Here is a 12,308-nt window from a genome sequence, read left to right as displayed (position 1 = left end):
CTGTAGCCGTAGCGCCACTTTATATCAGTGGTGATACGGCACGGTTAGTGTTTTCCGTTGGTGCGTTTTATTAATGTGGCCTTACATTCTGCATTTATATGCGAAAAGACAGTGTAGTATAGGTCACCAGATTTTATGTAACTGGCTACTTCTTTTATCTCACTTGGATGGTGTTTCTTTAATACTCGTCCAGGTAAAAAAACTTCCCCCGGTAAGAGTTTCAAAGCTTTTTCATTGGATGACTTGATACTGTCTAAATCACGGCACTCGGCATAAAGTGATAAGCTAGATACAGCCAGCGCTACAGGAATGGCATAAGGTATTAAGAAAGATAAATGCATGGTGTATATTTCTATTTGTGAAATAAAAAGTCTTAGTTAGCCGTTAATTATTTTCCAAGTCTACCGTTTTTAGAATAAAAAGTATCTGAAGATGTAAATCTTCTTCGCTTTCGAAAAAGTGCTGTAAAGACGTTTAACTTGCTCGACGGTTTAGTTTAAATTACCAGCAATATATTTTGGAGAGTGAATCGATTATGAATTCCTTTAGAACCCTGTTAACGGCATCCTTAATGGTTGCGGCATTCAATGCACCGGTTTATGCTCATGGTCATGGACAATGTGAGTCGACTAAATTACATGAATATATGGAAGACATGAAAACAGACCTGAAGTCATTGTCTTTTGAAATTCGTACGGGGAAAACGCAAAACGCCTTAATAAGAATTGATTCTATACAGAAAAACTTAACCTTATCACGATCTGAAACACCCTACCTTTTCTTAGAGAAAGAATTATCAGGAGAAGAGTTAGCTAAACGCACGTCAGACTACCAAAATGCCATAGATAAAACTTCTGATGTATTTTCACAACTTAAAGTAGCGATAACAAACTCTGATCAGGATCAAGTGAAAGAATTGGTTAAAGAGGTCGGTAAATTACGTAAGATAGGGCACCGTACTTTTCAAATTGAGTGTTAAAAAGTAATTAAATGCGCTGGTTTATTTTTTGACTGGTAAAGTACAGTGACGGCACTGCTTAAGACTGCTACAATTTACCTGCAATATAGTGAGGAAATCATGGCACGATCAAAGAAATCACGCACAATGCGTGGAAAACTAGGTAAAACTGGCACGAAAGAGATGATGAAAGAGCAGCGTAAAGCTCAAAAATCAAAAGAGCCGCGCCGTTTCCATGTTAAAAAAGCGCATCTACGTAAAGAACAAGCTCAAAAGAAATTGACTCGATTAGGCTTGTTACCAGAAGTTCAAGAAGCGAAACCGACAGTGAGACCGAGACGGTTTACTTTTGTAGCACCTGTTACTGAAGTTGCGGTGGATACCGTAATCGCTGAAGAAGAAAATCAAACTGACGAATTAACAACGAATGATTTGATGAATGCATTTTCTGAGTCCTTTTAAGGGCATTAAAGAATGCGGTGGTTGTTTCAAACGTTATCGTTTTAAAAAAGGCTGCTTTCGCAGCCTTTTTTATTGATGAACCTTGGTGTTAAAGAGAGATTAAATGAATTTAAAAGCGTTTGTTCCCATGTCGAGTGTCCGTTTTTTATTGAAGGCGCTTGAAGATCAGGGAGTTGATAGCGGCGCATTGTTGTCATCGCTGGAGATATCTAAGGAAGATATTGAGTTTGGAAGCTCTTTTCCTGCTCATAAATATGGATTGCTATATCAGCACATCATGTTTCTAGTGCAAGACGAGTCATTTGGCATGTTAAGTGGGGGTAAAATCCCCAACGGAACCTTTAGAATGATGTGCTTGTGTATTATCCATGCTCGTTCTCTTGCCCACTCTTTATATCGATGCAGTGATTTTTATGAGATATGCCGAGGACCAATCATTAAACCGGTATTAATCAAAAAAGGTCGTTATGCCATGGTGACGTTTGCGCCATTAGATTCGGCTTCCGAAGAGGATGTGGAAGCGCTCATGAATACCGAGTCACAAGACCGTTTACGTACGACTCTCTCTATGTGGCATCATTTTATTAGCTGGCTTATTGGACGGCGTTTATCCTTAAAGGCCGCTTATTTTACTTGCGAACGCCCAGACGACTTGGATTATTATAAAACCCTATTTCAATCGGAAGTAAAGTTTAACCAGCATGCGAACGCCTTAGTTTTCCCATCAAGCTATTTGGACCTGCCAGTTGTTCAAACAGAAGAAAGTTTAAGAGGTTTTCTAAAAACAGCACCATATCAATTACTGGTGATGGTAGATAATGATAACAGTTTAAAATCACAAGTAATGTCTATGTTAGGTAAAGATTTTTCAAGGGATGTACTCAGTGCTGATGAAGTGGCGTCAGCTCTTAATATGAGTGTATCCACATTACGTCGACGTTTGAATGAGGAAAAAACCTCTTATCAACAGATTAAAGATGAATGTCGCAAAGAAGCCGCCATTACATATATGAATGCCCCTCAACTAAGTATTAGTGATATCGCTCAGCTAATGGGTTTTGATGAGCCATCGGCCTTCTTTCGTTCTTTTAAAAAATGGACTGGGGTGACGCCGGGCGAATATCGAAAAAATGAAGAGTACTTAAAATTCGAGAAGGGGTTTAAGGAAGTAAGCAAGGGATAAAGGCTTAACTGAAACTTGTTTGATTGATTTTGTCATTGATTTAGAGGAAATGTGTTATTGAGTGAGAGGCTGAAGCCAGTCAATATATTGGATAAATAAATGTGCTTTTTTATCGGTACTAATCGGAGAATAAAAAAATGAGCGATTACCGTTATCCACTTAATGATATTACTTTTAGTTTACAACACATAGCAGGTTTCTCTCGTTTAAATGCATTGCGTTCAGAAGAGGTCTCTGATGATTTAGTTGATGCAATACTGAATGAAGCTGGCAAACTGTGTGAACAGGTTATCGCGCCAATTAATCATTCTGGTGACCAAGAAGGCTCTCAAATAATAGCAGGTGAAGTACACCAGGCAAAAGGGTTTAAAGAGGCTTTTTCTGCGTATGTTGAGGGAGGGTGGGGTGCACTTTCTGGTGCAGAAGAATATGGAGGTCAAGGGCTTCCTTTTGCCTTGTCAGCTGCAGTAAGTGAAGGAGTACAAGCCGCCAATTTAGCGTTTTCTTTATGTCCTTTACTTAATCAAGGGGCTATTGAAGCCATAGAAACCCATGGCAGTGAGGAGCTGAAACAAACTTATCTACCTAAAATGATTAGCGGAGAATGGGTAGGCTCCATGAATTTGACGGAACCTTCTGCGGGTTCAGATTTAGCAGCCATTCAAACGAAAGCCATTCCTGAAGACGATCACTATCGTCTTTTTGGTCAGAAAATCTTTATTACTTGGGGCGATCACCAGATGACAGAGAATATTGTTCATCTGGTTTTAGCCCGTTTGCCGGATGCGCCTGAAGGGGTAAAAGGCATTTCTTTATTTATTGTTCCAAAATTTCTTCTTGATGCATCCGGAAACCCATCGGAACGAAATGATGTTATTCCTGTTTCTGTAGAAAAAAAATTAGGCATACATGCTTCACCAACTTGTGTGATGAGTTTTGGTGATAATGATGGCGCTATTGGCTATTTAGTAGGCCAAGAAAATCGTGGTTTAATGGCCATGTTCACTATGATGAATAATGCTCGACAAGGGGTTGGCTTACAAGGGTTGGCTATTTCTGAAAGAGCCTATCAGCAAGCATTAGAATATGCACAAGAACGTAAGCAAGGAATGAGTGCTGATTGCACCAGAAAAGTTGAAATCATAGAGCACCCTGATGTATTGAGGATGTTAATGACAATGAAAAGCCAAATCGATGCCATGCGTTCCCTAGTCTATACTGCGGCGGTAGAGATTGATTTGGCAAACTTAGCCGATGGTGAGGCAAAGCAATTACATAATGAGAGAAATGGTATATTCACTCCTATAGTAAAAGGTTGGATTACTGAGCAAGCTCAAGAGATTACCTCTTTAGCTGTACAGGTACATGGTGGTGTTGGTTTTATTGAAGAAACAGGTGTTGCTCAGCATGCTAGGGATGCCCGTATTTTGCCTATTTACGAAGGCACAAATGGCATTCAATCTCTGGATTTAATTGGTCGAAAACTTCAGGGGGATCAAGGTGAAGGCATTCAGCGCTTGCTGGTGGATATTGAAAATGAACTCTCTGTAATTGAACTGGACCTAGTCTCAGACGCTTCGACATTACTAGATAATATAAAGCGTGTCAGAGCAGCTCTTGTTGAGGTGGCTGAAGCGCAGAAAGTGTGTTTGCAACGAATGAATGATAATCCGATTGATGCAACGGGATCCGCTTATTCCTTGATGATGCTAATGGGGTATACGATAGGGGGTTGGCTACAAGTAAGGGCACAATCTAAATCGATCTCATCTGATGTATTGTCTGATAGACAAAAAGCATCGTGGAATCAATCAGTTGATTTCTATTGTCAGCATATATTGACTCGCACATATAGCTACTATCAGGCTATTATGTTGGGCAGTGAATCCATATCATCCTTATCATCGTCAAGCTTTGTACGCTAATTATATGTTTACAGCCTGATGTTGATAGCGAGATAACGTGTATTAAAAACTTATTGATCCTATGATTAGTAGACTATACCTGTGCTGGAGGGGATATGTTAGAACGTGAAGTGATGGAGTTTGATGTGGTTATTGTTGGTGGTGGCCCCGCTGGTCTATCTTCTGCGTGTCGCATAATGCAATTAGCCCAAGAACAAGAAAAAGAGATCAGTGTCTGTTTGGTTGAAAAAGGATCAGAAGTCGGAGCACACATTTTATCCGGCGCGGTTGTAGATCCTATTGCATTAACGGAGCTGTTTCCTAATTGGAAAGAAATCGGAGCGCCACTGAATACTGAAGTAAAAGTTGATGAGTTGCACTGGTTGCATGATGACAAAGTCAGTCGTCAATTTTCCAATTGGATGATTCCGAAGACGATGCATAATGAAGGTAATTATGTCATTAGTTTGGGGAATTTGTGCCGCTGGTTGTCAGAACGCGCGGAAGAATTAGGGGTTGAAGTGTTTCCAGGCTTCACGGCCGCAAATGTATCTTATGATGAATCAGGGCGTGTCGAAGGCATTATTACGGGCGATATGGGTGTTGCGGCGGATGGTTCTGAAAAAGACGGCTATATGCCTGGGATGATATTAAAAGCGAAATACACGATTTTTGCCGAAGGTTGTCGCGGGCATTTAGGCAAAGAGCTTATTCAGCGCTTTGGTTTAGATAAGAAGGTTGACCCTCAACATTACGGCTTGGGCATTAAAGAGCTATGGGACGTGCCTGCGGAGCAAAGTAAACCAGGTACTGTCATTCATACCGCTGGCTGGCCGTTAGGAAAAGAAGCTGGTGGCGGTGGTTTCCTATATCACCTAGAAAACAATCAAGTGGTTGTGGGGCTAATTACCGATCTCAATTACAAAAACCCCTACTTAAGCCCTTATGATGAATTTCAGCGTTATAAACATCATCCTCTAATTGCCAATCATTTAAAAGGCGGTAAGCGCGTTTCTTATGGCGCCAGAGCGATTGCGAAAGGTGGATTGCGCTCTTTACCTGAAATGGTATTTGAGGGTGGTTTGCTGGTGGGGTGCGATGCTGGAACCTTGAATCCTGGTAAAATTAAAGGCACACATACGGCAATGAAAACAGGTATGTTGGCGGCCGAATCGATTGTGGCTGCATTAGGTCAAGAAAACCCACCGAGTACTCTTGCGAACTTTACAACTGCATTTCATAACTCTTGGGTTGGTGAAGAATTGCGTCAAAGCCGTAACTTTGTTCCTGTAATGCACAAATTAGGGACCTTTTTCGGTGGTGCTTATAACTGGATTGATCAAAACTTATGTTCAGGTGCGTTACCTTTTAATTTTACGGACGTCATTCCTGACTATGCGTCTTTAGAAGAGGCGGATAAGCATAAAAAAATTGCGTATCCTAAACCGGATGGTTTACTCAGTTTTGATAAATTATCCTCGGTGTTTTTATCGAATACGAATCATGAGGAAGATCAGCCGAGTCATTTACGCCTGACAGATGCAGATATTCCTATTAAACAGAATTTGCCTCAGTATGCTGAACCGGCACAACGTTATTGTCCTGCTGGTGTGTATGAGGTGGTTGAGAAGGAGAATGAGTCCGTTTTTCAGGTGAACAGTCAAAACTGCATTCATTGCAAGACTTGTGATATTAAGGATCCTGCTCAAAATATTACTTGGGTGACACCTGAAGGTTCTGGTGGACCAAATTATCCAAATATGTAAAAAGGTAAGCACCTTTATTGTTCTCATTGCTTAAACGCATTTTTAAAGGACCAATTTAGTAGACTAAATTGGTCCTTTTCGATTTTTTCTCACAAACTTAATAAATAATGCGACTTAATGAGCTTGCCTCTGGATAAAGTGTCTCTGAAGGTGAATAATGTGTCCTACTGTGGTAAAGAGGTTGTCTAATGAAAATCTGGGTAGACGCGGATGCTTGTCCCAATGTAATTAAAACGATTCTATTTCGTGCGGCTGAGCGAGTGAAAATTGAATGCATACTGGTTGCCAATCAACTCATTGCCATACCTCCATCTCAATGGGTCAGTCGACAGCAAGTTTCTCAAGGATTTGATGAAGCGGATAACTACATTGTTGATCATGTAGAAGAGCACGATCTAGTGATTACGGCAGACATACCTTTGGCTGCGGATGTCATTGAGAAAAAGGCCATTGCTATTAACCCCCGTGGAGAAATTTATACTAAGGAGAATATTAAGCAGCGCTTAGCGATGAGGGATTTCATGGAGCAAATGCGCAGCACGGGAGAGCATATAGGAGGGCCTGATAGCTTTAACCATCAAGATAGGGCCGCGTTTGCAAATGCACTAGACAAGTTATTGATTAGAAGGCGTTAGTCTTCTATCGTGAGTTTTTATTGGTAATTACTTTTTTGAATTCTCTGAAAAAACGTTTTTTGAAGACGCTTTTTCAGAAAATTTAACTTAAAGGTAATTCACTTATGAAAAGAATCATAGTCGTTGGCGGTGGCGCTGGTGGACTTGAATTAGTCACCAAACTCGGTCATAAATTAGGGAGACGCGGGTTAGCCGAAATTATCCTTGTAGACAGAAGCCGCACTCATATATGGAAACCCTTACTGCACGAAGTGGCTACCGGTTCACTTGACATTAATACGGATGGTATTAATTATCGTGCCCACTCCGCTCGTCATTATTATCAATATCAGCTCGGCACCATGATTGGTATGAACGCTGAAGAAAAAAGCATTGAATTAGAAGCTTTAGTGGATGAGGAAAACCATCAAATCCTTCCAATACGTTCCTTATCTTATGATATTTTAGTATTGGCTGTGGGCAGTGTCAGTAATGATTTTGGCACACCTGGAGTAAAAGAAAATTGTTACTTCCTGGATTCTCATAAGCAAGCGGAGCGTTTTCAACAGGCACTTTTGAATCAATTTTTACGGGTTCACCAAACCAGTGATAATGACGCTAAACTTAAATTGGCTATTGTTGGTGCGGGGGCAACGGGAGTTGAACTGGCGGCTGAACTGAATCATGTGGCGGATCTACTGAAAGCCTATGGTATGAGGAATATGTCCTCGAGGCGCATGGAAGTCAGTTTGATTGAGGCAGGAGACAGAATCTTACCGGCATTGCCAGAACGCATAGCCACATTAGCCCGTAAAGAACTGTCTCGACTTGGTGTGCAAGTCAATGAAAACACTCGGATAGTCAAGTCGACAGAAACGGGGTTCCTGACGGCGGAAGATAAAATGCTTGAGGCTGACCTTATGGTATGGGCGGCTGGAGTTAAAGCGCCTGATTTCATTAAAGAGATTAAAGGATTGGAGTTAAATAGAGCCAATCAAATTTTAGTGGATTCCCACTTGCAAGCGAAGTCAATGGACTCTATCTATGTGATTGGGGACTGTTGTGCCTATGAACAGGAAGATGGGCGCTTTGTTCCACCAAGAGCGCAATCCGCTCATCAAATGGCATCATTGGTGTATAGCAACATAGTAGCTAGCTTCACCGATAAGCCATTAAAAGAATTTGTCTATCATGATCATGGGTCATTGGTGAATTTGAGCCGCTACAGTACTGTGGGGAGCTTAATGGGGAACTTGTCGAATAAGTCTATGTTTATAGAAGGGCGAATTGCTCGTTTTGTCTATGTCTCGCTGTATAGAATGCACCAAATCGCCATTCATGGTTGGGTCAAAGCGGTACTGATTATGATTGTTAAAAAAATCAGTAAAGCGGTTAAACCAAAAATGAAACTGCATTAATGAAATACAGGAGCACTACCAGAATTGGGGTCGTGGTAGTGCTCGCTATGATGTGAATTTTTCTTAATGTACGGTGATCAAAGCAATACTATAAGCGCCCAAAATCAATTGCTTCTCGACTAATTGTCCAGACGTTATGCTCTCAGGTATGGCGAGCGCTTCTAAGTTATCTATATTTTCCATATAGTCATCAAGAGGGATGGTTTTTTTATCAGGACCGGTATTGATTGCAACCAATGTGTTGTTGCTTTCAAACTCTCTGAGGTAAATCAGGCTCTGATCATCGTTATATAAGAAGCGAATGCTGCCCTCTATAAACTCAGGATGAGACTTCCTTAAAGCCAAAAAGTCAGCGTAGGCTCTCATAACAGAGTGCGAATCCTGTTGTTGCACGGTAACGGCTTGAGGTAAATGGGTCTTGTCAACTGGTAGCCATGGTTTACCTTCACTAAAGCCCCCGTTTTCTGTATTGCTCCACGGTATGGGTGTTCTACAACCGTCTCTGCCTTTAAATTCCGGCCAAAAGGTAATGCCATAAGGGTCAACTAGGTCACTAAATTCCAGCTCAGCTTCTGCTAGACCCAGTTCTTCTCCCTGATAGAGGCAAACACTGCCCCGTAAGGTAAGTAGCATGGCCATAAAGGTTTTGGCTTGCTCCCTATTAGGATTGTTGTGAGACCACCTAGACGCGACTCGATTTACATCATGATTACCAATGGTCCAACACGGCCAACCATCACCTAATGCATTTTCTATTTGTTCCATGGTGTTACGCACGTGCCCCATAGATGCATCATGAGTTAATAAATCAAAAGAATAACACATATGCAATTTATCGTTGCCTTGTGTGTATTCCGCCATGGTTTTAAGTGAAAAATCGCAACCAACTTCACCTACCGTCGTGGTATTTGGATAACGATTCATTAAGGTTCTAATGCGCTGTAAAAAAGGGATATTTTCAGGTTGCGACTTATCGTATAGATGCAATTGAAAAGCGTAGGGGTTGTCTGGTCTTACCCCAATACCGCCTTCCAAAATCTCTTCTTTCGGTGGATTGTTTTTTAGTTCGATATCGTGATAGAAAAAATTCGCTGTGTCTAGGCGGAACCCATCAACGCCACGCTTGAGCCAGAACTCTAATACCCCCATTAATGCATCAACAACAGCGGGGTTATGAAAATTTAAATCGGGTTGGCTGTCCAAAAAATTGTGTAAATAGTACTGGCAACGACGACTGTCCCAGTGCCAAGCCGGCCCCCCAAAAACAGACATCCAATTGTTTGGCGCTGTTCCATCTGGACGTGCATCAGCCCAAACATACCAATCTTGTTTTACATTATCATGGCTCTTACGGGATTCTTCAAACCAGGGATGTTGATCAGATGTATGATTGAGCACCTGATCTATGATGACCCTTAAGCCTAATGAATGCGCTTTGTTAATTAATTCATCAAAATCAGATAAAAGGCCGAAAATAGGATCTACGTCACAATAATCAGACACATCATAGCCAAAGTCTTTCATTGGAGAGGTAAAGAAGGGTGACAGCCAAATGGCATCCACCCCTAAAGAGGCAACGTAATCGAGCTTACTGGTGATGCCAGGTAAATCGCCAATACCATCGTTGTTGGAGTCAAAAAAACTGCGTGGATAGATTTGATATATAACACCACCACGCCACCAATTTGGATTATCTACTATCATTTTTTTATCCCTTGAAGTTGCATCTAATATCGAAATAAAGTAAGCGATTATGATGCCAATGTTATATACTTATCACCAAAATACATAAGTTAAATTTCTTAAATGTTAAATGAATAACAATAACAGCACTTTTTAAATTTTTAGCTATACTATTTTATCGAACTCCTTCTTTTATCTCGTTAATTTAGGTTTACCATGTTTTCTGCTCGCGCTAGATCTGTTGCTTGGCCTTTATTCGGCTACTTTTTCTTTTTTTGTAGTCTTATTGGTACCATGGTGCCGTATATTTCTATGTATTATCGATCGATCGATCTATCTGGGTCTGAAATTGGTCGTATTATGTCTCTACTGACCTTGTCGACTATTATTGTGCCCCATTTTTGGGGGTGGTTAACGACACGATTGGGGTTGCCAAAGCTCACATTACAAATTGCAACGGGCGGCACTTTTATTGCTGTCATTCCTTTCTATTTTGCACAAGATTATGGCTCTTTTTGGGTACTTACTTTTATATTGGCGCTTTTTTATAGTGCGTTAATGCCATTAGCCGACTCGTTGGCGTTAAGGAGTATTAAGGGTCTTGGTGTGCCGTATACTCGAATTCGAGTGGGTGGTTCATTAGGCTACATTTGTGCGGTAACCCTATGTGGTTTTCTCATATCTAAAATGGGTGTTGAGGCTATTATCCCGCTTATGATGGTCTTCATTACAATTTCTTTTGCAATGACCTTTTTGCTTAATGAAAAACCGATACCGCTAGAGAAAGATAAGCAGACAGGTTCATTTTTATCGCTTCTGAAACAAAAAGAAGTCAGATTCTTTTTGTTATTAGCCTTTTTGTCTTATATGGCTCATGCCCCATATAATTTGTTTATAGCCTTACACATGTCGAATGCAGGCTATTCCGGTGAACAAATAGGCTTACTTATTTCCTTCGGCGTGGTGATGGAAATAGTGCTATTTTTGTTTTTTGGCAATATCGTTAAGCGTTTTTCCGTCGTCTACATTGTGGCTTTGTGTTTTGGCTTGGGCATTTTTCGCTGGATCTTAGTGGGGTGGTATGTTGAGAGCTTATGGATTGTATTGATTACACAGTTAACCCACTGTATCACCTTTGCTTTGTTTCATATGGTATCGATTGAACAGATACACAGACTCTTCCCAGAAAAATACGCAGCACAAGGTCAAACCATGTACAGCGCCTTTGCCATTGGCCTTGGTGGTGGCAGTGGCATGATTCTTTCCGGTTATATATGGGAAATGGGGGGGGGCATGCCGTCTTTACTTTTGCGGCTATTGTGAGTGTGGTTGCTTTAGTCACATTACTTGCTAATCAAAAAAGCTAGTGAATGGATGTTGCTTCCGACATCATAATACGAATAAACATTTCAGCCGCTCGGCTGAGAGTACGTTGTTTATGATAAATAACGCCCAGTTGTCGCGCAATATTCAGTTCTGTCAGGTCCAATATGCACAAATCGTCGTTGATAAGTGTTGAAGGTAATAATGACCAGCCCCAGCCGATACTAGTGAGCATGGTTAATGTTTCAAAGTTATTGGTGCTCATGCGAATGTTGGGTCTCAACCCATACTTTGCCAAAGATTGATCAACCATTTGTCGAGTAAAGGTGTTTTGCTTTGGCAGTACGCAGGGATAGCTTGCAAGTTGTATCAAATCAACTGATTTGAGATGTCTTAATGGATGGTCTTTGCTAACGGCACACACAAAGGGATCGGACCAAACCGGAATGGATTCTATCGATGTATCAGGTTGATTGGATAGGGTGATGATCCCTAATTCAACTTCACCACGAATAACTTGCTGATAAGCTTCCTCAGATTGAGTAAAATCCGCTTCTAAAATTACATTTGAACATTCAGACTGAAAACGCTTCAACGTGGTTGGCAAGCGCCTTAGACCAACATGATGGCTGGTGGCGATACGCAATTCACCACTTATTTCCCCTTCTTGTTGCGACATGCTGTGTTTGATTTCATTCAATTCAAGCGCAATGCTTTTTGCTTTAGGTAAAAGACGCAGTCCAGACTCAGTTAATAGAACTTTGCGACCAATACGATCAAAGAGGCGAATGTTTAAGCTTTGCTCTAGGCTGGCGATGCGCTTACTGATAGCTGGTTGCGTCACAAACAATTTTTCAGCCGCCTCAGAAAAAGAGCCCGTTTCCGCGACTTTGATAAAGGTAAGTAGTTCAGATATGTCCATCATTCCAAAAAATTATCCAAAACATGAAAAATATGAATTTGAGTAATTTAAAGCAAAGCATTAGGATAATCAAAT

At 41.0% G+C, this 12,308-nt stretch carries 11 protein-coding genes; 8 read left to right on the top strand and 3 right to left on the bottom strand.

The genetic code is table 11. The annotated features are described in order from the left end of the window. Nucleotides 1-44 precede the first annotated feature (44 nt). On the bottom strand, nucleotides 45-341 hold the full coding sequence (locus O1D97_RS11465) for a hypothetical protein (RefSeq protein ID WP_269125715.1): 297 nt from the start codon (nucleotides 339-341) through the stop codon (nucleotides 45-47). A 194-nt stretch (nucleotides 342-535) separates the two neighbouring features. Between O1D97_RS11465 and O1D97_RS11460 the strand changes: the two genes are divergently transcribed. From O1D97_RS11460 to O1D97_RS11430, 7 genes are all read left to right on the top strand, one after another. Then, the gene (locus O1D97_RS11460; RefSeq protein ID WP_269125713.1) at nucleotides 536-979 is read left to right on the top strand and encodes a cytochrome b562; all 444 of its coding nucleotides are present in this window, start codon (nucleotides 536-538) and stop codon (nucleotides 977-979) included. Nucleotides 980-1,078: 99 nt separating this feature from the next. Further along, nucleotides 1,079-1,420, top strand: coding sequence for a hypothetical protein (locus tag O1D97_RS11455; RefSeq protein WP_269125711.1), 342 nt, complete (start codon nucleotides 1,079-1,081; stop codon nucleotides 1,418-1,420). Between the two features lie 103 nt (nucleotides 1,421-1,523). Beyond that, the gene (locus tag O1D97_RS11450; RefSeq protein WP_269125709.1) at nucleotides 1,524-2,603 is read left to right on the top strand and encodes an AraC family transcriptional regulator; all 1,080 of its coding nucleotides are present in this window, start codon (nucleotides 1,524-1,526) and stop codon (nucleotides 2,601-2,603) included. 137 nt (nucleotides 2,604-2,740) lie between these two features. Further along, entirely contained in the window at nucleotides 2,741-4,528 is a 1,788-nt protein-coding gene (locus tag O1D97_RS11445; protein WP_269125708.1) for an acyl-CoA dehydrogenase family protein, read from the top strand. 95 nt (nucleotides 4,529-4,623) lie between these two features. Continuing rightward, the gene (locus O1D97_RS11440; RefSeq protein WP_269125706.1) at nucleotides 4,624-6,273 is read left to right on the top strand and encodes an electron transfer flavoprotein-ubiquinone oxidoreductase; all 1,650 of its coding nucleotides are present in this window, start codon (nucleotides 4,624-4,626) and stop codon (nucleotides 6,271-6,273) included. A gap of 188 nt (nucleotides 6,274-6,461) precedes the next feature. After that, nucleotides 6,462-6,908, top strand: a complete 447-nt coding sequence (locus tag O1D97_RS11435) for a YaiI/YqxD family protein (RefSeq protein WP_269125705.1) — start codon at nucleotides 6,462-6,464, stop codon at nucleotides 6,906-6,908. 104 nt (nucleotides 6,909-7,012) lie between these two features. Next, nucleotides 7,013-8,305 (top strand): NAD(P)/FAD-dependent oxidoreductase, encoded by a 1,293-nt coding sequence (locus O1D97_RS11430; RefSeq protein ID WP_269125703.1) that lies wholly within the window; start codon nucleotides 7,013-7,015, stop codon nucleotides 8,303-8,305. Between the two features lie 63 nt (nucleotides 8,306-8,368). Here the strand turns inward: O1D97_RS11430 and O1D97_RS11425 are convergent, their stop codons facing one another. Then, a complete protein-coding gene (locus O1D97_RS11425; protein WP_269125701.1) occupies nucleotides 8,369-10,009 on the bottom strand; it encodes an alpha-glucosidase in 1,641 nt (546 codons plus the stop codon). A gap of 195 nt (nucleotides 10,010-10,204) precedes the next feature. On the opposite strand from O1D97_RS11425, the gene O1D97_RS11420 reads away from it, so the two are divergent. Continuing rightward, nucleotides 10,205-11,311 (top strand): MFS transporter, encoded by a 1,107-nt coding sequence (locus O1D97_RS11420; RefSeq protein ID WP_269125699.1) that lies wholly within the window; start codon nucleotides 10,205-10,207, stop codon nucleotides 11,309-11,311. Nucleotides 11,312-11,351: 40 nt separating this feature from the next. Here the strand turns inward: O1D97_RS11420 and O1D97_RS11415 are convergent, their stop codons facing one another. Further along, nucleotides 11,352-12,236, bottom strand: coding sequence for a LysR family transcriptional regulator (locus O1D97_RS11415; protein WP_269125697.1), 885 nt, complete (start codon nucleotides 12,234-12,236; stop codon nucleotides 11,352-11,354). Between the last annotated feature and the right edge of the window lie 72 nt (nucleotides 12,237-12,308).

It is taken from the genome of Marinomonas phaeophyticola, from assembly GCF_026966905.1.
In the GTDB taxonomy this organism is placed as follows: domain Bacteria; phylum Pseudomonadota; class Gammaproteobacteria; order Pseudomonadales; family Marinomonadaceae; genus Marinomonas; species Marinomonas phaeophyticola.
The sequence above is the reverse complement of the archived record's forward strand: the minus strand, read 5'-3'. Positions and strand labels throughout refer to the sequence as shown.